This is a genomic window from Nitriliruptor sp., assembly GCF_040882075.1.
Taxonomy (GTDB): Bacteria; Actinomycetota; Nitriliruptoria; order Nitriliruptorales; family Nitriliruptoraceae; genus Nitriliruptor.
Genome location: NZ_JBBEBZ010000073.1, coordinates 1 through 22,074, shown reverse-complemented (window position 1 = coordinate 22,074; position 22,074 = coordinate 1). Strand labels below are relative to the sequence as shown.

The window sequence follows — 22,074 nt, the reverse complement described above, 5'->3', positions numbered from 1 at the left end:
CGGAGCTCGATCGGGAGCCCCCGACCACGGTGCTGATCGGACGACGGCACCTGCGCACCAACAACTCGTGGTCGCACAACACCCCGAGCCTCGGACGCGGCCGTCAGCTGTGCACCATCCAGGTCCACCCCGACGACGCCGCACGTGACGGACTCCGCGACGGTGGCCGTGCGCACGTCACCTCCGCCGCGGGGACCCTCGAGGTCGACGTCGAGGTGACCGACGACCTGCGACCGGGGGTCGTCAGCCTGCCCCACGGGTTCGGTCACGACCTCGAGGGGGTCGAGCTCGCCGTCGCCCGGGAACGCGGGGGCGCCAACTCGAACGTGCTGACCGACCGGTTCCAGCTCGACACCATCAGCGGCAACGCGGTCCTGAACGCCATCCCCGTCGAGGTGGTGCCGGCGTGAGGGCGACGCAGCTGCGTCGGATGGTGATGACCACGACGTTCCTCGCTGGTCTCGCCGCGTGCGGCTCCGACGGCGGGGACACCACCGGCCCCGCGGGCGGACGTGCCGATCTCGCGCGTGGTCAGGAGCTGTTCACCGCGAACTGTGCGGTCTGTCACGGCCCGGCCGCCGAGGGCACCGAGGCAGGTCCGCCGCTGGTCCACATCGTCTATGAGCCGTCGCACCACAGCGACGAGTCGTTCCAGCAGGCGGTCGCCAGGGGGGTGGCGCCCCACCACTGGGAATTCGGGCCGATGCCGCCGGTCAGCGGCCTCGACCGTGCCGACGTGGCCGACATCACCGCGTGGGTCCGCGAGCAGCAGCGGGCCGCCGGCATCGAGTGACGCGCTCCGGACCGGTGGTCCGACCTCGTCCACCTGAGGTTGACGGTGGCGTCGGTCGTTCGCGACCGTGCGGTCAGGTCACCTACGCTGAACGGCCCGACCCAACAGGAGGCGGCACGTGCAACGGCCGTTGCGGGTGGTCATCTGCGACGACGACCCGGCGTTCTGCAACCTCGTGCGGCGGGTCCTGCGTGACCACGTCGACGTCCTCGGGACGGCGGCTTCCGCGGACGAGGTGGTACCGCTGCTGAACGATCAGCAGCCGGACGTGCTGCTACTCGACCTCCAGCTCGGGACCCAGATGGTCCTCGAGGTCCTCCCCCAGCTGCTGATCGCATCGCCGCACACGATGGTCGCGGCCCTCAGCGGGCTCGACGCCGGCACGTGGGAGGACCAGGTCCTGCTCGCCGGGGCGTTCGTCTACTACGAGAAGACCTCGGTGCTCGAGCTACCGGCGCTCCTCGAGAAGGATGTGACGCTGTTCGAGAGCGCGCTCCAGGGCGAGGACGTCCTCGCGCCGTCCGCGCTCGGCCGACGTGACGGTGGCGTGGGTTCACCCGGTGCCGGTCCCGCCCCCACCTGACCCCCTCGCACCACCGGGTCCACCACGGCGCCAGCTGGTGAGCGACCAACCCGCCGAGGTCAGGCTCTGCCGACGCCGCGTCAACCCACCACCGCTGGAGCGACGGCGAACGCGACCGGATCGGCGCCTGCCGCCACGGCATCGGCCATCCGCTGCAGCGCGTCGGGTCCGGCGTGCCGGACGTGTGCCGCCGCAGCTTCACGCCGGCGCACCGTGGCGGGGTCGACGTACCCGAGCCTGATCACCAGCCCACGAGCCGCGTCGGTCGCCTCGATCCGCAGGAACCCGTGGGTCAACGCCCGGTCGGCATCGTCGCGGACATCCACGACGGCGATGGCCACGTCGTCGGTGCGCAGCAGATCGCCGTCGCGGTGGACCTGCCTCCCGCCGGCCTCGAGGATGGCGCGGACGATGGCCGTACCGTCATCGGGATCATCGACGCGTTCCCGCACCCCTGCCGGCAGATCGAGCCGATCGGCGAGCGGGGCAGACCGCACCTGCGGGGCAGGTTCCGGCACCGACCGGGGGTGGCTCACATCGTGCCGCGGTACCGGGGACGGGCCGCGCGGCGAGCGGGTCGGCGGGACCCGTAGCGCCGTCGGCAGCGGCGGCTCCGCCCGGAGCGGGTCAGGTCGGCGCTCACGCGCCAACGTCCGGCCGTCGCGATCGACGACCTCGACCTCGCCGAGGTTTGGGTCGGAGGCCAGCGCCCGGTGCGCGGTCTCGCGGACGAGCCGTTCGACCGATGGCAGGTCCGGGTCGGCGCCCGCGAGGTCGAGCACGATCCGGGTGCCGGCGACACCTCCGGCTCCCTCCCACGCCCGGCGGTCGGGACGCGAGTCCGCAGCGGCCGACGCTCGACGCCAGGCCACGACCACGGCAGCGAGCAGCAGCACGACCGCCAGCGTTCCGAACAGCTCCACCATGGTCCCGCCATCGTCCCTCGCGCCGACGGATATGTCCAGGGTCGCTCGCTCCGCCGGGCCGGGCCATCGTGAGCTCGGCCCCGAGCAGCCGGCGCAGGAGGCCGGGCGTGCGACGTCGAACCTCCAAGGCAGGCGGCCGTGGGGAGGTCCGCCCGACCCGGGAGAACCACCGTGCGCCGGATCTCACCCGCCGCCCTCATCACCCTCCTGCTGCTCTCGCTCACGACCGTGACGGGCGTCGCCACCGCCGCGCCGTCGGTGGCGGTGCCGACCTTCCGTGCCGGAACCGCCACCGTCGATGCGACCTGGCACGTCGGGGCCGCCGCAGGTCAGTACAGCGGGGTGCGTGCGCCGCAGGACGAGCTCGCGGTGAGGTCGATCCGCACGCCCACCACGTCGCCAAGGCCCGCTCGTACGGCGTCCACTCCCGCCTGACCATCCGCGCCATCGTGGCCGAGGGCAGCAACGGTCGGCGGGTGGCACTGGTCAAGTCCGACAACTACCTCGCCCAGGACCACCTCCTGCGTCGCGTCGGGCAGCTGCTCGCGCAGGGGGACTCGGGGGTGCGGTACGCCGACATCCTCCACTCCGCCAGCCACAACCACTCATCCCCCTACTACTCGACCCCCTCGTGGGGGGTCTGGATCTTCCAGGACGTGGTCGACCTGCGCATGTTCGAGTACCAGGCGCGGGCGATGGCCCGGGCGATCGAGGAAGCGGCGGCCGACCTGAAGCCGGCCCGGATGGGCGCGGCCACCGTGCAGCACTCGCTGTACAAGGGGAACATCACGGGCCCGCAGACGGCCGACGACGGTTCCCCGGCAGGCTTCCCTCGTGACCACGGCGACCACGACCTGACGGTGCTGCGCTTCGACCGCTACGCCCCGGACACCGAAGCCGGCTGGGAACCGCTGGCGGCGTGGATGAACTTCGGACAGCACCCGGAGTCGCTCGACAGCTACGACCTGATCACGGCCGACTCCCTCGCTCCGCTCGAGCGGTACGTCGAGCGCGACCTCGGTGCGACGTTGGTGTTCTCCCAGGGCGACGTCGGCAGCGCTGAAGGGCCGTACGACGGTTGGAACCGGGGCCGCCTCGATGACGGGACGCTCGTGGCCTGGGCCCACGTCGGTCACGCCCAGACCGAACGGGGGGCGCGTCTGCTGGCGGACGCCGTCGTCGAGGCGTGGGACGCCATCGGCGGAGGGGTCGTCCCGAGCCCCGACGACACCCTCGTCCCGTTCGCCTCCGACCTCGAGGTGGGCGTCACCGACGGGTGGGTGCCCGGCCCCGTGTCGCACCCCGTCCCGACGGTGTCCAACTGCCGCTCCGAGCCGACCCTCGGCGGCGATCCCGGCGTGCCCGTCGCTCGGCTTCCCGGACTGCGAACGGGTCGACGGTGGCGGCGCGCTCGACCCCTGAACCCCATCGTCCAGAACCTGAAGGCTCACGGCATCGCGGTGCCCGACCAGTACGGCGCACCGGCGTTCACCGGCGTTCACCGCCGTCGAGGAGAACCTGCGGCTGCGTCTGCAGGTGGTCAAGCTCGGCGACGTCGTGCTGGGTTCGTGCGCGTGCGAGGCCCAGGTCGACCTGATCGTGAACTTCAAGACGCGGGCGAACGACGTGGAGGGGGACATCTACCACGGCTTCGACTGGACCGAGGATGAGCGCACGACCTGCGAGCGGTCGGGCGACGAGTGGACCTGCGTCCACCGCAACCCTCACGGGGGCGACCGGACCTGGACGTTCTCCGACGCCGCCCACCAGCGCATGCGGGCCCAGATCCACAACCCGGCGGACGGGTGCGACGAGGTCGGCAACGCCCTGACGGCCAACACCGAACCGGACGACCCCGCGGCGATCCTCGGCAACTTCACCCACGAGGAACTGCCCGCCGACGTCACCTACCTCCAGCTGCTCGGTCGGCGGTTCGCGGTCACGGCGGAACGGCAACAGATCCTCGAGCTCCTGGTCGGCGCGTTCGCCGACCTGGTGCACACCAACCAACAGCTCCGGGAGCGTGAGCTCCAGCTGTCCGAAGCCCAGGTCGAGCTGGCGAGCCGGCTGACGCAGGTCGAGCACGAGCGGGCACGGCTCGCTGCCGTCCTGGACGCCATCCCGGACGGGGTCGTCATCGTCACCGCCGATGGCCGCATCACCGACGCCAACCCTACCGTCGCCGAGCTCGGTCTCGGCCCCACCGGTGGTTCCCTCGGAGGGACGCACGTGCGGGACCTGCCCGTCACGGCGTTCGACGACGCCGGCCGCGAACTCTCACACGCCTCGTGGCCCATCGTCCGCGCCTACCACGAGGGTTACACCACCACCGGTGTCGACCTCGTCCTCCGGACCACGGAAGGTCGCACGGTCCCCGTCACCGTCACCGCAGCGCCGGTCGGTGACGCCACGGGCGAGATCACCGATGCCGTGGCGGTCATCCGCGACGTCAGCACCTGGGCGTTCCACGACCGGCTCACCGCCCTACCGAACCGCACCCTGTTCACCGACCGGACCGAACGAGCGTTGGTCCGGTCGGCGAACGAGGGCGCCCAGACCGCCGTGCTGGTGGTCGGGATCGACCGGTTCACCGTCGTGCACGACAGCCTCGGACGCGGCGCCGAGGACTCGCTCGTGGTCGCCGTCGCCCGCCGGCTGGTGAGCGCGGTACGTGAGGACGCGACCGTCGGCCGGCTGTCCAGCGACCGTTTCGGGATCCTGCTCGGTCACGTCGTCGACGTGACCGACGCGGTCCGCGTCGCCGCTCGGATCACCGACAAGCTGCAGCGGCCGGTCACCCTCGGGCACGAGCAGGTCTTCCTCACCGCGAGCATCGGCGTGACCACACGGATCGGTGACGAGGATGCCGAGACCCTCCTCCGGCAGGCCAGCACCGCGATGAACCGCGCCGTCGCCGAGGGGGGTGCCCGCTGCCAGGTCTACGACGAACAGCTGGATGCTGCGGCACGCCACCGCTTGTTCCTCGATGCCGCGCTCCGCAAGGGCATCGAACAGGACGAGTTCCGGGTCCACTTCCAGCCCGTCGTCGAGCTCGACTCCGGTCGGATCGTCGAGACCGAAGCGCTCGTTCGCTGGCAACATCCCGAACGGGGCCTGATCTCGCCGGGCGACTTCATCCCGCTGGCCGAGGAGAGCGGCCTGATCGTGCCGCTCGGTCGCCAGATCCTCGAACGAGCCTGCCACCAGACCCAGATCTGGCGAGGACGTGACGAGTTCGCCGGACTGGGGGTTTCGGTCAACCTGTCGGCTCGGCAGTTCGAGGATCCCGATCTCGAGACCGACATCCGCGACGTGCTCACCAGGACCGGACTCCCCGCTGCCGCCCTCACGCTCGAGATGACCGAGTCGGCCCTCATCCGGGAGCCGGGACGCGCCGCCGCCACGCTCTCGACGCTCCGCAGCCTCGGGGTGAGGATCGCCATCGACGACTTCGGCACCGGCTACTCGTCGCTCTCCTACCTGCGGACCTTCCCGATCGACGTCCTCAAGATCGACCGATCCTTCGTCCAACGGGTCGCCGTCGACGAGCAAGCGGGCGCCATCGTCCAGGCGATCATCACCCTGGCGCACGCCCTCGGCCTCGCGGTCGTCGCTGAGGGGGTCGAGACCGACGACCAGCTGCGGTGGCTGCGCGAGGCTGGCTGCCAACGCGCCGCTGGCTTCCTGCTCAGTCGACCCGTGCCTGCGGAGGATCTCCCGACGCACGTCCAGGCCGGGGCAGGACCGAACGGGTGAGCGCAGCGAGGAACGGATCGTCGAGCTGCGCGAGCAGCTGACCGACCTCGCCCGTGGCCGTGCCCGATGACCGCTGCCGGCATCCGCGCGGGCGCGTGGCGTCGCTGGTGGACCGGACTCGCGGACCGACGGGCGCAGAAGGTTAACACGTCAAGTTCCTTCGGTACGTTGGTTGTCACGTCAGGTAACTGCGAGCGAAGCCCGCCCCCCGCGAACGAGCGTCCCGACGTCACGCGCATCCCACCGCCGAGAGAGGAACCTCCCGTGTCGTTCTCCCCCGTCCGGCTCAACCACGCCGTCCTGTTCGTCGCCGACCTCGAACGATCCGTCGCCTTCTACGGCGACGCGTTCGGCATGCAGGTCATCGCCCGCGAACCCCGCGCCAACGCCGTCTTCCTCCGCCTCCCCCGTGGCGACAACCACCACGACCTCGGCCTCTTCGGGGTCGGGACCGCCGGCGGCCCCAAGCAGCGCGGGGCGATCGGCCTGTACCACCTCGCCTGGCAGCTGGACACGATCGACGAGCTCGTCGACGCGCGACGGACGCTGGTGGACCGCGGTGCCTACACCGGCGAGTCGAGCCACGGCGCGACCAAGAGCATCTACGGCGTCGACCCCGACGGCAACGAGTTCGAGGTCATGTGGATGCTCCCCCGCGACGAGTGGGGCGCCTACGAGAACGCGGCACCCATCGACCGCCTCGACCTGGACGCCGAGGTAGCACGCTGGTCGGGCGTCCGGACCGGCGGCGTCCTCGAGGCGGGGACCACCTCCGAGGTGTCGCCGTGAGCGGGTGGACGTCAGCGGGAACTGGCGGCGGCAGGCAGGGTCAACGAGAACGATGATCCTCGGGTGTCGTGCGCGTAGGCGACGTCGCCGGCGTTGGCGCGAGCGAGGCCGCGGACGATCGCCAGGCCCAGTCCGGTGCCGTGGCTGGTCGGACCGCGGGCGAACCGTTCGAAGAGCTGGTGGTGCAGCTCGTCGGGCACGCCGGGCCCTTGGTCGGTCACCGTGACCTCGACTTGGTCGTCCCGCGATCGGCTCGTGATCGTCACCTGGCGGTGCACCGTGCTTGGTGGCGTTGGCCAGCAGGTTCCAGAGCATCTGTGCCACGTGGTCGGGGTCGGCGCGGACGTGGAGGTCGTCGACGGTCGGCTCGACGTCGAAGTCCCCGTCTCGTGCGATCTGCACCACCAGCGGTGCCAGCGCGACGTTGCCCACAGTCGCCTCGAGGGAGCCCGATTCGAGGCGTTGCGCCGTCAGAAACATGTCGACCATCCGGCGGAGTCGGCCGAGCTGGGTACCCACCGTGCGCATGACGTCGAGCAGATCCTCGTCAGGCGTTCCGGGTTCGTCGCGGAGCTGGCCGACCTGCGCCGCGACCTGCGGATCGACGCCGGCTACATGAGCCGCATCGCCGCGAGGTTCGAGACCGACGGGCTGATCACGCGCGAGCCGTCGAGCGTTGACGGTCGGCGCCAGTCGCTGCGTCTGACCGACCGCGGCCGCGAGGTGTCCGAGACGCTGGACGCTCGCTCGGCCGCCCAGGTCGCCGGGCTCCTCGGTGACCTGGCGCCCGGCGACCGGCGGCGGCTGGTCGCGGCCATGGGCACGGTCCGGGACGTCCTCGACCGCGAGCGCAGCGCGGGCACCGCGGTGGCCCTTCGGGCGCCGGGTCCCGGCGACTACGGGTGGGTGGTCAGCCGCCACGGGGCGTTGTACGCGGCCGAGTACGGCTGGGACTGCGGGTTCGAGGCACTCGTCGCCCGGATCGTGGCCGACTACGTGCAGGATCGCGACCCCGCCCGGGAAGCGGCCTGGATCGCCGAGGCCGGCGGCGAGCCGGTGGGCTGCGTGTTCTGCGTCGCCAAGGACGCGACCACCGCGCAGCTGCGCATCCTCCTGGTCGAGCCATCCGCCCGAGGCCTGGGGGTGGGGACCCGGCTCGTGGACCAGTGCCTGCGGTTCGCCCGGGCTGCTGGGTACGACGCGATCACCCTGTGGACGAACGACGTCCTCACCTCGGCCCGACGGCTCTACGAGGCCGCGGGGTTCGAGCTGACCGACCAGGAACCGCACCACAGCTTCGGACAGGACCTCGTGGGACAGAACTGGACGAAGGCGCTGTGACCGACGTGGTCGCCCGGCGGCTACTGGTGGTGACGGGCACGGCCACCTGCTCCTGCACGACGACCGGGACTCACCCGTTGCCCCCTGGCTCGACGCCGAGGAGCCTCGAAGATGCGCGGAACGGGGGCGCTGGCTACGGTCTGCCCCGAGACGCCGAGGGAGCCCTGCGAACCTAGGGCTGAGAACGCGCCGGGCGGGCGCAGCACTTCGGAACCTGATCCGGGTCATGCCGGCGGAGGGAGCGCGTCGTGTTGGCCACATCCCTGAGCGTCCTGTTGCTCGTCGCCGTGCTGGCGGCGTTCGTGATCATCGGGGTGCGCGCGGGCCGCCAAGGCCCACGGGCCGACCTCGACGACTTCACCGTCGCCCGCGGTAGCCAGGGGCCGCTCGCCCTCGGCTTGTCGTTCCTCGCGTCCGGCCTCGGGGCCTGGATCCTGTTCGCGCCGCCCGAGCTCGGCGCCATCCTCGGGATCGGCCCCGTCATCGGGTACGCGGTCGCTGCCGCCGGACCGTTCCTCGTGTTCGCGTTCGTCGGACCTCGGCTGCGCGGGATCGTGCCCTCGGGCCAGGGCTTGAGCGAGTTCCTCCGCCTGCGTTTCGGGCGCGCGGCGAGCCGGCTGGTGACAGCGGTCTCGCTGCTGTACATGGGGGTCTTCGTCGCGGCCGAGCTCGTCGCGATCGGTGGCCTGGTCGAACTCCTCGGCGGGGTTCCCCGCCAGCTCACCGTCAGCGCCGTCCTCGTGGCGACCCTCATCTACACCACCTACGCGGGACTCCGTGCGTCCCTGCGTACCGACCGGTGGCAGAGCGGGCTGGTCATCGTCCTGCTGACGGTCGCCGCGGTCGCCGCGGTCGTGGGGGTGGACCGTCCCGCGGCCAGCGTGCGAGCCAGCGGGCTGCTCGGTGTCGATCGTGTGGGCCTCGAGAGCGCCGCGACGCTGATCCTGGCCGTCACCGCCGCGAACCTGTTCCACCACGGCTACTGGCAGCGGGTCTGGTCCGCCCGGGACGACCGCGCCCTCCGGCAGGGCGCCCTCATCGGAGCCGCGGTCACGATCCCTTTGATGTTGATGGCCGGCGGGCTCGGGGTGCTGTCCGCCTCGGTCGGTCTCGCCGAGGTCCCCGCGCTGTCCATCTTCGCGCTCACCGCCGAGCTGCCCACCGTGGTGATCGCGGCGGTCCTGCTGCTCGGCATCGCGCTGGTCGCCTCGTCGGTGGACACGCTCGAGAACGGCCTGGCCGCGTTGCTCGTCTCCGAACGGCCCTCACTCGGCCTCGGGCACGCCCGTTTGCTGACCGTCGTCATCGTCCTGCCGGCCGCGGTCGTGGGCCTCGTCGCCACCTCCGTGCTGCAGCTGTTCCTCATCGCTGATCTGCTCGCGGCCGTGCTGCTCCTTCCGGCCCTGCTGGGCCTCTGGTACCGGACCACCACGACCGCGGTCTGGGCGGGGATCGTCGCAGGGGTGGCGGGAGCCTTCGGTGCGAGCCTGGTCGCGACCGGCAGCCTCGACGGCGCCGTCGCCAGCGTCAGCTTCCCCGACGCCGTCCCGACGTTGGCACCCTTCGCCGGCGCGCTCCTTGCCAGCGGCATCGTCACCTTCGTCGTCTCGCTGCTCGGCCGACCGACCGTCGCCCTGTCCGAGCTGGAGGGCCTCCTCCCGGAACGGGCCACCGTCGCCCCCGGCCCGCCGAGCGGGTCCTGACCGTGCGCCTCTCCCTGCCCCGGCTGCACGTGCTGACCTCCGCGGCACAGTGCGCCGACGACCTCCGCACCATCGACGCTGTGCTCGACGCCGGCGCACCCGCCGTCCAGATCCGCGTGAAGGACCGCACGGACCGCGACCACCTCGAGATCGCGCGCGTCATCGTGGCCCGCTGCCGGAGGGCCGGCGCCCTCAGTATCGTCAACGACCGCGTCGACCTCGCGCTCGCCGCCGACGCCGATGCCGTCCACCTCGGGCTGACCGACCTGCCGATCTCTGCTGCACGTGAGCTCGCCGGCGACCGACTCGTGATCGGTGGAACCGCGCGTGATCCCGCGACGGCTCGTCAGCTCGTGGCGGAGGGCGCCGACTACCTGGGCGTCGGCCCCACCTACGCCACCGCAACGAAGGACGGGCTACCGGCCCCGATCGGCCTCAGCACGCTGGCAGCCATCGTCGCGACGGTCGACGTCCCGATCATCGCGATCTCGGGCATCACCGCGGACCGGATGCGCGAGGTCCTGGCCACCGGCGCGCACGGCATCGCGGTCGTGGGCGCCGTCGTCGACGCACCCGACCCCGGTGCCGCCACCCGTGAACTGCTCGACCTGCTCGCCGACGCCCGGGGGCCGACGTGACCCCCGACGTGCTGTTCGTGGGCGGCGGCATCATCGGTCTCGCCAGCGCCTGGCGGGCGGCGAACGCCGGCCTGCAGGTCACCGTGTTCGACCCCGCCCCGGGCGCGGCGGCATCGAACGTCGCTGCCGGCATGCTCGCCCCCGTCACCGAGGTGGCCTACGGCGAGGAGGATCGCCTCGCGCTGAACGTGGCCGGGGCCCGTCGCTGGCCCGCGTTCGCCGCCGAGCTCGAGACGGCGACGGGCGCGGACCTCGGCTACCGCGCGACCGGCACGTTGCTGGTCGGCTTCGACCGCGACGACGTCGCCGCGCTGTCCGACCTGCACGCGTTCCAGACCGAGCTCGGCCTCGAGGTCGAACCCTTGCGCAGCCGTGAGGCCCGCGCCCGCGAACCGATGCTCAGCCCCCGCGTCCGGGTCGGGCTCCTCGCTGCCGAGGACCACCGCGTCGAACCCCGGGCGTGCGTCGCCGCGCTCCTGAGCGCCTGCGCCCATGCCGGTGTCGTCTTCGAACACCGGAAGGTCACGCGGATCGAGCAGCAGCGGGGCCAGGCCACCGGCGTGCGGACCGCCGACGGCGAGCAGCACCACGCTGGCCAGGTCGTGCTCAGCGCCGGCGCGTGGTCCGCCACCATCGAGGGGCTCGCGGACGAACACCGTCCCGCGGTGAGGCCGGTGAAGGGTCAGCTCCTGCACCTGCGTGACCCGTCGGGGCAGCAGGTGCTGACCACCACCGTCCGTGGGCTCGTCCGGCACCGCAGCGTCTACCTCGTCCCCCGCGACGACGGCCGGCTCGTGGTCGGCGCCAGCCAGGAGGAACGAGGCTTCGACACCACCGTCACCGCCGGCGCCACTCGCGAGCTGCTCGACGATGCGGCCGCCATCGTCCCCGGCGTCGACGAGCTCGAGCTCGTCGAGACGATCGCCGGCCTCCGGCCAACGACCCCGGACAACGCACCGGCGATCGGCCGCAGCGCGATCGGCCGGCTCGTCATCGCGACCGGGCACCACCGTAACGGGGTGCTGCTGGCACCCATCACCGCCGAGGCGGTCACCGCGATCCTCACCGACGCCGAGGTCGACCCGATCCTCGCTGTCGCCCACCCGGACCGAACAGGAGCACCGACGTGACGATCGAGCTGAACGGTCAGCCGCGCTCGTTCGACGGGCCCGTGACCATCGGGGCGCTGGTCGACACCGAGGTCGCCGACCGCCGCGGTGTGGCGGTCGCGGTCGACGGCGACGTGCTCCCACGCTCGAGCTGGGACACCACCACGCTGCACGACGGGACGAAGGTCGAGCTCGTCGGCGCCGTCCAGGGCGGCTGACCGGCACCCGGCCGACGGTCGCGAGACCCGCACCCGCACAGCACCCCGACCGACGTTCGAACGACAGGAGACCCCGTGAACGACCCGCTCACGATCGGCGGCACGGCGCTCTCATCCCGGTTGGTGCTCGGGACCGGCGGTGCGAGCAGCATCGACGTGCTCGAGCGCGCCATCATCGCCTCCGGCACCGACGTCGTGACCGTCGCTCTCCGCCGGGTGACCGACCGCCGGCCCGGGTCGTTGCTCGACGTGATCGAGCGGACCGGGGTCCGCATCCTGCCCAACACCGCCGGGTGCTACACCGCCGGCGAAGCCGTGAAGGTGGCCCGACTCGGTCGGGAAGCGTTCGAGACGGACTGGGTGAAGCTCGAGGTCATCGGCGACGAACGCACCCTGCTGCCCGACCCGATCGAGCTGCTCGACGCCGCCGAGCAGTTGGTCGACGACGGGTTCACCGTCTGGCCCTACACCAACGACGACCCCATCCTGGCCACCCGACTCGCGAGTGTCGGCTGCGCCGCGGTCATGCCCCTCGGCTCGCCCATCGGATCGGGGATGGGGATCCGCAACCCCTACAACCTCGCCATCATCCGCGAGCAGGTCGACATCCCGGTCATCCTCGACGCCGGCATCGGCACGGCCTCGGACGCCGCCCTCGCGATGGAGCTCGGCTGCGACGGGGTACTACTCGCCTCGGCGGTGACCCGCGCTCGCGACCCCGAGGCGATGGCCACCGCGATGCGTCACGCGGTCGTGGCGGGACGGTTGGCCCGAGACGCCGGTCGCATCCCACGCCGGCTGTACGCCGAGGCGTCCACCACCGACGACGGCCGGCCGGACCTCCTCGGGCCGGACACGGACGGGCGCGCTGGATGAACCCGTCCGTTCCCACCCTGGTCGTGATCACCGACCGGCACGCCGCAGCTCGCACGGGTCGGCCACTGCGCGACGTGGTCGCCGCGGCCGTCGATGCCGGCGCGCCGGCGGTGCTCTTCCGGGACAAGGATCTCGAGCACGCCGAGCGACGGGCCCTTGGCGAACAGCTCGCTTCCGTGGTCACCCGCGCCGGCGCACTGCTGTCGGTCGCCTCCGATCCTGACCTCGCCCGTCACCTCGACGCGGACGCGATCCACCTCGCTGCCGACGATGCACACCCGGGCGAGCACGCGGCCGGGATGCTGGTTGGGCGTTCCTGCCACGACGGCGCCGAGGTGGAGGCAGCCCGCGGGGAGGCCACCGACCTGCTGCTCGTCTCGCCGGTCGCCCCGACCGCATCGAAGCCGGGCTACGGGCCGGCGCTCGGGCCCGCCGGCTTCCGGTACCTGGTTGCCCGAGCAGGCGACCGACCCGTCCTCGCGCTCGGCGGAGTCACCGCCGAGAACGCGTCGGCGTGGCGTGACGCCGGAGCCCACGGTGTCGCGGTGATGGGCGGCGTCATGGCCTCACGCGATCCCGCGCACGTTGTCCGCCGACTCCTCGAGACCTGGAAGCGATCATGACCTCGCCCAACGTCGCGCTCACCATCGCTGGTTCCGATTCCGGCGGCGGTGCCGGCATCCAGGCCGATCTGAAGACCTTCGGGCAGTTCGGCGTCTTCGGGGCCAGCGTGATCACCGCGGTCACCGCGCAGAACACCGTCGGGGTGACCGCCGTTCACGTGGTCCCCGCCGCGACCGTCACCGCGCAGATCGACGCCGTGCTGGTCGATCTGCCGGTCGGGGCCGTGAAAACCGGGATGCTCGCCACAGCCGAGCTCGTGGAGCTCGTGGCCGCGCGCGCAGCCGCAGGGGAGCTACCGAACCTCGTCGTCGACCCGGTGCTCGTGTCGGCGACCGGTCACCGTCTCCTCGAGGAGAGCGCCCTGACCGCCTACCGCGACCTGCTGCTGCCGCACGCGACGATCGCGACACCGAACCTCGAAGAGGCGGCGGTGCTCGTCGGTCGTCCGCTGCGGACGCTCGACGACGCCCGCGCTGCGGCCCACGCGCTCGCCGAGCTCGGCACGCAGCTGGTCGTGGTCAAGGGCGGTCACATCGAGGGCCCACAGGCTGTCGACGTCATCGTCGTCGCGGGCGAGGACCACGAACTCGCGGCCGACCGCATCGACACGTCGAACACCCACGGCACCGGCTGCACGTTCGCCGCCGCTGCGGCCGCCGGGCTCGCGAACGGCGTCGACCCGCTCGACGCCCTCGCAGGCGCGAAGCGCTACGTCACCGGAGCCATCGCCGGCGCGGCCGCTTGGCGACTGGGGGCCGGCAACGGACCACTCGACCACCTCGGCTTCGGTCCTCGACCATCGCACCGGGACAGCACCACGCCGTGACGGTCAGGGTCCCGCTTCCGGCGATCCCTCGGGGCTGAGCACGTCCGCGTAGGTGGCGGCCGCCGGTGGAACCCAGGTCGGGGCCAGAGTCGAGCGTGTTCACCCGCCGTGGCCCTGGCGGGCGCGGGTGATGCCGGCGCAGACGACGCCGGGCTGCCCGAAGGCGTGTCAAATCTGCGCGCGATTCCGACGCTGACGTCAACGTCTGGTGCACGCCAGAGCGGAACCGCGCCCCCGCCCGTCGAAGCAACCCTCGAACAGGCCGAACCTTGCGCGGAGCATCAACCATGACCACCCACCACCCGACCCTCGCGCTCACACCCGAGCAGGCCGAGCGGATCCTGGAGGCGATGCGGGAGACCGTTCATGCACGTCCCCCTGACGGCGAGGCTCCCGGCACCCGGACGACGACGACCGGTAGCCGGCGGACGTATCCCGTCGAGCCGCCGCGTGCTCACCGCGCAGGCCGCTCGGCCGGATCCGGTCAGCATGCGCGCGGAACGGGGGTCAACTACTCTGCGTATATGTACGACTTAAGTAGCGTCAGGAAGTCCAGTTGGCAGCGGCCGTCAGCGTCCGCCCCGTCCTTGACCAGCGTGCCAAGCAGTGGCTCGCCGGCCTGGCGATCGCCGCCGCCCTGGCGGCCGTGACCGCCATGACGTACGCGGCGGGCGGCACCAGGACGGTCCTCCCCCACCTCTTCTACGTCCCGATCATGCTGGCCGCCGCCAGGTTCGGGTTCAGAGGTGGTATCGCCGCAGCCATCGCGGCGACGTTGCTGTGCGGTCCGGTGATGCCGCTCGAGGTCGCGGCCGGAGAACCGCAGGTCCTGGCCGGCTGGCTGTCGCGCGGGGTGTTCTTCCTCACCATCGGCTCGCTCGCCGGCGGGATGCTCCGATCGCGTGGGCGATCCTACGAACGAGAGCTCACCGCCGAGTTCCAGCGCGAGATGCGCCTCGCCGAAACCGACCCGCTGCGTGCCGACCCGTCCGTCGAGCAACGCATCCGTGCCGTGCTCGACGAGGGGCTGTTCCACCCCGTCTTCCAGCCGGTCTACTCCCTACCGGACGGGCAACTGATCGGAGTGGAGGCGCTGAGCAGGTTCACCAGCTCGCCGCAACAGCCGCCCGACGTCTGGTTCGCCGAGGCGGCCAGCGTCGGCCTCGGGACCGAACTCGAACTCGCAGCCATCACCCGCGCGATCGCGGACAGCGCCGCACTGCCGGCCGGGGTGGCACTCGCCGTGAACTGCTCCCCCAGCACCCTGACCGACCCGAGGTTCCACCAACTCGTGGCGTCGCATCCTCGGCGGTGCGTCACCGTCGAGGTGACCGAACACGCGGTCGTCGACGATTACGGCCACCTCGCCCGAGTGCTCGACCAGCTCCGCCGGTCAGGGGTCCGACTCGCGGTGGACGACGTCGGAGCTGGCATCTCGAGCCTGCGACACATCGTCAGGTTGGCCCCGGACATCATCAAACTCGACATCAGCCTGACCCAACACGTCAACGACGATCCGATCCGCCGGGTCCTGGCCGACTGCCTCATCCAGTTCGCTCACCGGACCGGGAGCACCCTGGTCGCCGAGGGCATCGAGGACGAGGCCGACCTGGCCACCTGGCGGGAACTCGGGGCCTCTGCCGTGCAGGGCTACCTGATGGGCCGACCTGGCCCGTTGCCGGCGCCACAACAGAGCCAAGTGATCGCCAGGAGACGCGCAGAAACCCGCTCACCAACTTGAGGCACCAGGCCCTCCACGACGGCTGACGCACCCGCGCCGCCTCACCGTCGGGTGCGACCAGCCGCCGGCCGCCACGCCATCGCGGCCTCGCCGTGCCGTCATCACGGATGCGGCTCTCGGACGGGCTGTCGTTGGCTGCTCGGTCACGATCCGGGCCACCGGCCCCGAGCCGACGCCAGGCCCCTCCCGCTCAGCGGGTGATGGGGCCGCACCCCGCCGCCGGTTGGACTTCGTAACACTCTCGTAGTATTGTTTCGTAACGAACTCGTAAGAGTCGCGCTCGGCGACCGACGAGCGACCGTCACGAGAGGTGCGTGGGATGGGCCAGCGGTTCTTCCATCACGGCGAGCTTCACCTGGTGGTCCTGGTGCTGCTCAGCGAACGGTCGCTGCACGGCTACGAGCTCATGAGCGAGCTGGCGCGGCTGTTCGGCCCCGCCTACCGGCCGTCGCCCGGCAGCGTCTACCCGGCGGTCAAGTCCCTCGCCGGCGAGGGACTGATCGCGGCTGAGCCGGGGCAGGAACCCACCCGCTACCGCACCACCCGCAGCGGCGAGCAGGCCGTGGCCACCAGACGAGACGACCTGTCGGCTCTCGAGCTCCGCACGGGGGTCCAGCTCGGTGACGCCGAAGGTGTGGAGGAGATCCTCCAGCGGTTCGGCGCCCGGATCCGACGTCTGCGTGGCCACATCGATCCCTCGCGTCTCGAGGAGCGCCTCGACGCGCTCGCCGTCGAGCTCGAGGACCACCACCCACATCTTCAGGAGGACTGACCCCATGCACGACGATCCCTTCGACCGGGCGCTGGCGCGTGAGCGCGCCGAGCGTCGTGAACGTCGACACCGGACCACCCGCGCGGTGTTCGGACACCACGCCCGTACCTACGTGGTGGTCAACCTCACGCTCGTGGCGCTGTGGGCCATCGGCTGGTGGCTGCGCGGTGACTCCTACCCCTGGGTCATCTACCCGATCGTGGGGTGGGGCGTGGGGCTGGCCATGCACTACGTGGCGGTCCGCCCCGCGTTCCGCGAGGCGAGCACCACCAACAACGATGGGGAGGTCCGCTCGTGAAGACCTTCCTCCTCCTGGCGACGAGCACCGTCGACGCCACCCACGGACCCGGCGGCAGCTCGTTCGCGACCTGGGGCACGTTGCACGTGCTGCTCGCCGCGCTCTCGGTGATCGCCCTGATCGGCTACGCGGTCGGCCCGTCGGGCACGCACCGGTCAGCGGCGGTCCGCACGGCCCTGCGTCTCCCGCTCGCGCTCGCCCGCTGGACCGGTCTGCCGGCCTGGGCGGCGGTGACCCTCACCCTCAGCGGTGCCGGGCTGGTGATCGCTGGTACGGGCTTCTTCGATGACGTCGCCTACCACGTCGCCTACGGCCGGGACACGGTGCTGTTCACCGCCCCCCACACCGCCATCGTGATCGGCCTGACGATGATCGCCGTGGGGGCGTGGGCGGGCGTGGCCGTCGCGACCGTGCAGGAGGTGGACACCGACCTGCGGTTCGGGCGGCTGCGTCTGCCATGGTCATCGCTGCCGCTCGGGGTCCTCGGCCTGGCGGCGCTGCTCGGTTTCCCGATCGACGAGGCGTGGCACCAGACCTACGGCGTCGACGTGACCATGTGGAGCCCCCCACACCTGATCATGATCCTCGGTGCCGCTTTCAGCGGCCTCGCGCTGTGGCTGGTCGTCGCCGAGACGGGTGTGCGGCCCAGCGACGACCGGCGCGCGCGGGCCGTCCACGGGGTGCTCGCCTTCCTCACCTTCCAGGGTCTCACCGCACCGATGGGCGAGTTCGCCTTCGGCGTGCCGCAGTTCCAGCAGCTCTACCACCCGGTGCTGATCTGCCTCGCGGCCGGCACCGGCCTGGTGCTGATCCGCCTGGTCCTCGGCCGCGGCGGTGCGCTGACGATCGCCGCGATCTCCTTCGCGCTCGATCATTTCGCGGTGCTCGGCGACGGGCCCGTCGACACGCGTCCCGTGGCGACCTTCCTCGGCGCGGCGTTCGCCGTCGAGGCGGTGGCCTGGCTCCACGGCACCCGTCCGCGGCTGCGGTTCTCGGTGCTGGCCGGCCTCGCTGTGGGAACGGTCGGGCTCGCCACCGAGTGGGTCTACAACCAGGGCGCCCACCAGCCTTGGACCTCGGCGCTCCTGCCCGATGCGGTCATCGTCGGGGTCCCCGCCGCCGTGGCCGCGGCGGTGCTCGGCGGCGCCATCGCGAGGGCCCTGCCCGATGCGGACGCGGTCGGAGCCGCAGCACCGCTCGCGCCCACCCGATCCGGGGCGGTCCTCGTGGTGGCCGGACTGACCGTCGTGGCGGCTTTGGCGATCCCGCTGCCACGCCAGGTGGGAGAGGTGACCGCCGAGCTCCACATCACGGAGGTCGAACCCGGCCAGGTGCTACTCGAGGCCCGACTCGACCCACCCGACGCGGCCGACGGCGCCCGCTGGTTCATGCTCAGCAGCTGGCAACACGGCACGCGTGAGAGCGCCCACCTGGTGCCGCAGGCCGACGGCAGCTGGCGCACCCAGACCCCCGTCGCGGTCGATGGCTGGGCCAAGAGCTTGCTGCGTCTGCACCGCGGCGCCGAGATGATGACGATCCCGGTCCGCCTGCCCGCTGACCCCGATATCGGTGAGCCCGAGATCGAACCCCGGTCCCGCACCGCCGCGTTCGAGGCCGAGACCCGCTACCTGCTGCGCGAGACCACCGAGGGCCCCCCGGCGTTGCGGATCGCTGTCACGGCCGTGTTCATCCTCCTCGTCGGTGCTTGGGTGGTCGCCTTCAGCCTCGCCAGCACCCGGCTCGCCAGCCGAGCCGCTGCGGGCGGCCGCGACGCACCTCGCCATCGAACGGGGCATCGAGCGCGGCACGAGGTCGATGCGTTTCGTGCCGGTACGTGACGCCGGTGTACGCACCCGCCCCTCTGGAGTAGCCAGGTCAGTGGGTCGTACTGACGCCCGCACTGCTTCAAGCCGTGCACGGAGTCCGTCACGTAGGACTCCACGTGAGCTGAGCTGCTCGCGAGCCGCTGTGGTCAGGGGCGGCCCTCGCGCCGACGACCGCTGCGGGTGCGAGTGCGCCCCAGTCGGTCACGAAGAGCCCGCCGCCGGTGACCGCGAACCCGGTCCCGGTGTGGGCCGAAAGGATCGTGAAGAAGCCCTTGCGGAACAGCCCGACCGTTTCGCTGTAGGCCCCAGATCGGGCGAGACCGAACAGTGCCAGCGCGGCGGTTGCCGCGAGCGTGACGGCGAGGCTGCGGACCTCGAGGTCGCGTGTCAGCTGCCGTGTCCGGCCGAGCCAGAGCTGGTGGTGCAGGGCGAAGGAGATCGTTCCGGCGACCATCAACACCATGATGACCGCCTCCAGCCCGACCGAGTGGTAGTAGGCGACCGACTGGGATGTCGGCGCGAACCCGCCGGTATCGAAGGCCGCGAAGAAGAGGTTGCTGGCGTGGCCGGGGCCACGCCAGCCACCGAGGCCGTCCCGTTCGAGCGCCGCGAGGATCCCGGCGGCGCCGACCACGAGGTAGGCGGTCGCGATGATGAAGATGAACCGCGCGGTCCGGACGATGTTGGGGACGATGCGCTCTTCACGTCCCTCCACCACGTACAAGGTCCCGCTGCCGGATCCGCCAACCCCGACCGCCGACGTTCGCGTGCATCGCGCTACCCGGCCGCAGCTGCGGCCGCGGCCTCTCGGATCACGCCCGTGCGACAAACCGGCGAGCGCAAGGACATCGTGGCGACGCTGAACGCCGGGCGTGGTGAGCGGATCAGTCCGTGGCGGTCGCGACTCGGTTGCGTCCAGCGTCCTTGGCCCGATATAGCGCCGCGTCAGCCGCGCGGAGGAGGCCGTCGGGGTCGGTCCCATGTTGTGGCCGGGTGGCGATGCCGATGGAGACGGTGAGGTGACCGGCGGGCTGGCCCTCCCCGGGGAACGCGTGCAGCGCCATGCTGGAGCGGATCTGTCCGGCCCGAGCGGTGGCTTCGACCTCGTCGGCGCCGGTCATGATCACGGCGAACTCCTCGCCGCCGTAGCGGCAGGCGATGTCTCCGCTGCGGATGTTGTCGAGCAGGACCTGGCCAACCTCGGCGAGGACGGTGTCGCCGGCTACGTGTCCGTAGGCGTCGTTGAAGTCCTTGAAGCGGTCGATGTCGAGCATCAGCACGGAGACGGGTAGGTCATCTCGTTCTGCGCGGTGCAGTTCACGGGCCAGGGTCTCGTCGAGGAAGCGGCGGTTGTACAGGCCGGTGAGAGCGTCCCGGATGGCTTGGGTGCGCAGTTCGCAGCGAAGTGCGAGGTTGGCGAGGGTGAGTGCCAGCTGCTCGGCGGCGGCGAGGGCCAGGCGTTGGCCCTGGCCCTCGGCTAGCTGGTCGCTGAGGTCCAGGGAGGCAGCTGTCGACGGGGACGGGTCGCGTTCCCACTGGAGGTTCAACAGTCCGAGGACCTCACCCTGAGCGGTGAGCGGGATGCAGAGCGTCTCACCGAGCGCCTCGCCTGGGTGGTGGCTGCAGCGATCGTGCGCGTCGTCGCGCCCGTGGTGGATCCCGCCCTGCCGCAACGCCACGCAGCCGTCGTCGTCGATGGACGGCGAGTACCCCTGGTGTGACCCCCAGCTGCGGACGAGCTCCACGGTCGTGCGGGGCGATGCAGACACGTAGATGGCGCCGTCGGCACCGGATAGGACGTCCGGCGCGAACCGGGCGACGACCTCGCACGCTTCGTCTCGATCGCCGGCAGCCTGCAGCAGGTTGGACATCTCGGTGAGTTGCACGATCTGATGGTTGAGCCGCCGCAGATGTCCGACCGTGTCCGAGAGGACGGTGTTGGACTCAGCGAGCTGCTCCTCGGTCCGGACTCGTTCGGCGACCTCAACCTCGAGCCGCTCGGATGCCGCCGTCAGCTGCGCGGTGCGTTGTTCGACGCGCTCCTGGAAGTCTGCGCTCCAGCCCTCGAGCTCCTCGCCAAGCATGTTGACGCCGGCGGCGAGCGCGTCGAGATCGTCACCGGTGACGCCGACCTGGGCGACGTCGGAGAAGTCCAAACTGGCGAACCGCTGGACGACCTCGAGCAGCCGTGCGATCCGTGCAGCAGCGTCCCAGTTACCGCTGACTGGGAGATCTCCCTGAACCGGGGGGAGGTCATCGATCATCGAGGAGCCACCGTTGCGCAGCGTCGAGGTCGCTGAACATCCTCGTGGGGACGCTCGGTCCGGACACGCCGATGAAGAAGTTGGCGATCACCCGGCTCAGCGATGACTCCACGTACATCGCGATGCGGGACGGCACGGGGGAGGTCGCGAAGGCCTTTCGGGCTTCCCGGCAGACCGAGTGGGTCACCCGCAGGTCGACCAGCACCGGGGTCGAAGGCCCCTCGGCGAGCGAAGCGATGGCCTGCAGTGCTTCGCGTGCGTCTCGGCCGGTCAACTCCGCGCGGTCTGGATGATCGCAGCGTACGTACCCGGCGGGCGACCGGTAGACCCGGAACCGTGGTCCGACCACCTCATCGGGGTCCATCGAGTCTCCCGTGACGGCTGGATGTCGGAGCTCGCGTCCCACGGTCATGAGGCACCTGCAGCCGGGCTGGGTTCCACGTCACCGAGCGCTCTGAGGAGGTCGGCCACGGTTGGTCGGCCGCCGGGAGCATCGTGCAGTGGTACCTGGTGTTGGACCTCGTAACGGTTCCGCCGGCCCTGCCGGTGCTTGATCAGGTAGCCCGCGTCGACCAGATCTCCGACGGCCGCACTGACCGTGCGTTCGGTCACGTCGAGGTTCTCGGCGATGTCGCGCAAGCGTGCGTCAGGGTGCCGGGCGATGAAGAGCAGCGTCCGGCCATGGTTCGTCAGGAACGTCCACGGGCACATACGTATGATGGTAACACGATTCCGGAAAAACGTTTACTCTAAGAGACGGTCCGAGGTAGGCCTGAGCCTTCCGAGCTCATGCCCGTACCCCCGTTCCCCGCACTGCTGACGGGAGAACCATGAGTTCGAACTCTGGGAAACTCACCGCCGGGTCCCGGCGGTGGTGGACGGGTCCGCTGGTGTCCGTCGCGGTGGCCGGCGCCTACGGCGGGCTCGCGCAGGCCACGGTGTGGCTGCACGCCCCGGCGGCGTTCGCGCCGGTGTTCTGGCCAGGGGCAGG

Annotated in this window: 25 protein-coding genes and 1 riboswitch; of the genes, 19 read left to right on the top strand and 6 right to left on the bottom strand. The window is 71.5% G+C overall.

Annotated elements, in window-relative coordinates; all coding sequences use genetic code 11:
• From WEB03_RS03780 to WEB03_RS03770, 3 genes are all read left to right on the top strand, one after another.
• A partial coding sequence (locus WEB03_RS03780; RefSeq protein WP_368069641.1) for a molybdopterin dinucleotide binding domain-containing protein occupies positions 1-410 on the top strand: 410 nt, incomplete at its 5' end.
• Positions 407-793, top strand: a complete 387-nt coding sequence (locus WEB03_RS03775) for a c-type cytochrome (protein WP_368069640.1) — start codon at positions 407-409, stop codon at positions 791-793. The genes WEB03_RS03780 and WEB03_RS03775, both read left to right, overlap by 4 nt.
• 118 nt (positions 794-911) lie before the next feature.
• Entirely contained in the window at positions 912-1,376 is a 465-nt protein-coding gene (locus WEB03_RS03770) for a response regulator (RefSeq protein WP_368069639.1), read from the top strand.
• An 80-nt stretch (positions 1,377-1,456) separates the two neighbouring features.
• Here the strand turns inward: WEB03_RS03770 and WEB03_RS03765 are convergent, their stop codons facing one another.
• Positions 1,457-2,302 carry a hypothetical protein gene (locus WEB03_RS03765; protein WP_368069638.1) on the bottom strand — a complete coding sequence of 282 codons (846 nt, stop codon included), beginning with the start codon at positions 2,300-2,302 and terminating at the stop codon, positions 1,457-1,459.
• Positions 2,303-2,473: 171 nt separating this feature from the next.
• Here WEB03_RS03765 and WEB03_RS03760 point away from each other — a divergent pair, with 171 nt between their 5' ends.
• The 4 genes from WEB03_RS03760 (at position 2,474) to WEB03_RS03745 (ending at position 6,847) form a co-directional block, all read left to right on the top strand.
• Positions 2,474-2,737: a hypothetical protein gene (locus WEB03_RS03760; protein WP_368069637.1), complete on the top strand. Its 264-nt coding sequence runs from the start codon at positions 2,474-2,476 to the stop codon at positions 2,735-2,737.
• Between the two features lie 41 nt (positions 2,738-2,778).
• Positions 2,779-3,972, top strand: a complete 1,194-nt coding sequence (locus WEB03_RS03755; protein ID WP_368069636.1) for a hypothetical protein — start codon at positions 2,779-2,781, stop codon at positions 3,970-3,972.
• Complete coding sequence (locus tag WEB03_RS03750; RefSeq protein ID WP_368069635.1) at positions 3,902-6,058, top strand: putative bifunctional diguanylate cyclase/phosphodiesterase; 2,157 nt, start codon at positions 3,902-3,904, stop codon at positions 6,056-6,058. The genes WEB03_RS03755 and WEB03_RS03750 overlap by 71 nt, the downstream gene beginning before the upstream one ends.
• 264 nt (positions 6,059-6,322) lie before the next feature.
• Positions 6,323-6,847 (top strand): VOC family protein, encoded by a 525-nt coding sequence (locus tag WEB03_RS03745; protein WP_368069634.1) that lies wholly within the window; start codon positions 6,323-6,325, stop codon positions 6,845-6,847.
• Between the two features lie 11 nt (positions 6,848-6,858).
• Here the strand turns inward: WEB03_RS03745 and WEB03_RS03740 are convergent, their stop codons facing one another.
• Positions 6,859-7,113, bottom strand: a complete 255-nt coding sequence (locus WEB03_RS03740; RefSeq protein ID WP_368069633.1) for a sensor histidine kinase — start codon at positions 7,111-7,113, stop codon at positions 6,859-6,861.
• Between the two features lie 79 nt (positions 7,114-7,192).
• On the opposite strand from WEB03_RS03740, the gene WEB03_RS03735 reads away from it, so the two are divergent.
• From WEB03_RS03735 to WEB03_RS03680, 12 genes are all read left to right on the top strand, one after another.
• Positions 7,193-8,188, top strand: a complete 996-nt coding sequence (locus tag WEB03_RS03735) for a GNAT family N-acetyltransferase (protein ID WP_368069632.1) — start codon at positions 7,193-7,195, stop codon at positions 8,186-8,188.
• A gap of 145 nt (positions 8,189-8,333) precedes the next feature.
• Positions 8,334-8,447: riboswitch (TPP riboswitch) on the top strand.
• The gene (locus tag WEB03_RS03730; RefSeq protein ID WP_368069631.1) at positions 8,437-9,891 is read left to right on the top strand and encodes a sodium:solute symporter; all 1,455 of its coding nucleotides are present in this window, start codon (positions 8,437-8,439) and stop codon (positions 9,889-9,891) included. (Overlaps the previous riboswitch by 11 nt.)
• Positions 9,892-9,893: 2 nt before the next feature.
• A complete protein-coding gene (thiE, locus tag WEB03_RS03725; protein ID WP_368069630.1) occupies positions 9,894-10,529 on the top strand; it encodes a thiamine phosphate synthase in 636 nt (211 codons plus the stop codon).
• Positions 10,526-11,659: a glycine oxidase ThiO gene (gene thiO / locus WEB03_RS03720; protein WP_368069629.1), complete on the top strand. Its 1,134-nt coding sequence runs from the start codon at positions 10,526-10,528 to the stop codon at positions 11,657-11,659. The genes thiE and thiO overlap by 4 nt, the downstream gene beginning before the upstream one ends.
• Positions 11,656-11,856 (top strand): sulfur carrier protein ThiS, encoded by a 201-nt coding sequence (gene thiS, locus WEB03_RS03715; protein WP_368069628.1) that lies wholly within the window; start codon positions 11,656-11,658, stop codon positions 11,854-11,856. The genes thiO and thiS overlap by 4 nt, the downstream gene beginning before the upstream one ends.
• Positions 11,857-11,931: 75 nt before the next feature.
• Positions 11,932-12,732 (top strand): thiazole synthase, encoded by an 801-nt coding sequence (locus WEB03_RS03710; RefSeq protein WP_368069627.1) that lies wholly within the window; start codon positions 11,932-11,934, stop codon positions 12,730-12,732.
• The gene (locus tag WEB03_RS03705; protein WP_368069626.1) at positions 12,729-13,355 is read left to right on the top strand and encodes a thiamine phosphate synthase; all 627 of its coding nucleotides are present in this window, start codon (positions 12,729-12,731) and stop codon (positions 13,353-13,355) included. Before WEB03_RS03710 ends, WEB03_RS03705 begins: the two co-directional genes overlap by 4 nt.
• Positions 13,352-14,182, top strand: coding sequence for a bifunctional hydroxymethylpyrimidine kinase/phosphomethylpyrimidine kinase (thiD, locus tag WEB03_RS03700; protein ID WP_368069625.1), 831 nt, complete (start codon positions 13,352-13,354; stop codon positions 14,180-14,182). The genes WEB03_RS03705 and thiD overlap by 4 nt, the downstream gene beginning before the upstream one ends.
• 556 nt (positions 14,183-14,738) lie before the next feature.
• Positions 14,739-15,923, top strand: a complete 1,185-nt coding sequence (locus WEB03_RS03695) for an EAL domain-containing protein (protein WP_368069624.1) — start codon at positions 14,739-14,741, stop codon at positions 15,921-15,923.
• Positions 15,924-16,242: 319 nt separating this feature from the next.
• On the top strand, positions 16,243-16,695 hold the full coding sequence (locus WEB03_RS03690) for a helix-turn-helix transcriptional regulator (RefSeq protein WP_368069623.1): 453 nt from the start codon (positions 16,243-16,245) through the stop codon (positions 16,693-16,695).
• 4 nt (positions 16,696-16,699) lie between these two features.
• On the top strand, positions 16,700-16,993 hold the full coding sequence (locus tag WEB03_RS03685; RefSeq protein WP_368069622.1) for a 2TM domain-containing protein: 294 nt from the start codon (positions 16,700-16,702) through the stop codon (positions 16,991-16,993).
• A complete protein-coding gene (locus tag WEB03_RS03680; RefSeq protein ID WP_368069621.1) occupies positions 16,990-18,831 on the top strand; it encodes a hypothetical protein in 1,842 nt (613 codons plus the stop codon). Before WEB03_RS03685 ends, WEB03_RS03680 begins: the two co-directional genes overlap by 4 nt.
• A gap of 88 nt (positions 18,832-18,919) precedes the next feature.
• On the opposite strand, the gene WEB03_RS03675 is transcribed toward WEB03_RS03680, so the two are convergent.
• From WEB03_RS03675 to WEB03_RS03660, 4 genes are all read right to left on the bottom strand, one after another.
• Positions 18,920-19,534, bottom strand: a complete 615-nt coding sequence (locus WEB03_RS03675) for a potassium transporter TrkG (protein ID WP_368069620.1) — start codon at positions 19,532-19,534, stop codon at positions 18,920-18,922.
• A gap of 169 nt (positions 19,535-19,703) precedes the next feature.
• Entirely contained in the window at positions 19,704-21,083 is a 1,380-nt protein-coding gene (locus WEB03_RS03670) for a diguanylate cyclase (protein ID WP_368069619.1), read from the bottom strand.
• A complete protein-coding gene (locus WEB03_RS03665; RefSeq protein WP_368069618.1) occupies positions 21,073-21,495 on the bottom strand; it encodes an STAS/SEC14 domain-containing protein in 423 nt (140 codons plus the stop codon). Before WEB03_RS03665 ends, WEB03_RS03670 begins: the two co-directional genes overlap by 11 nt.
• A complete protein-coding gene (locus WEB03_RS03660; RefSeq protein ID WP_368069617.1) occupies positions 21,492-21,794 on the bottom strand; it encodes a helix-turn-helix transcriptional regulator in 303 nt (100 codons plus the stop codon). The genes WEB03_RS03665 and WEB03_RS03660 overlap by 4 nt, the downstream gene beginning before the upstream one ends.
• Between the last annotated feature and the right edge of the window lie 280 nt (positions 21,795-22,074).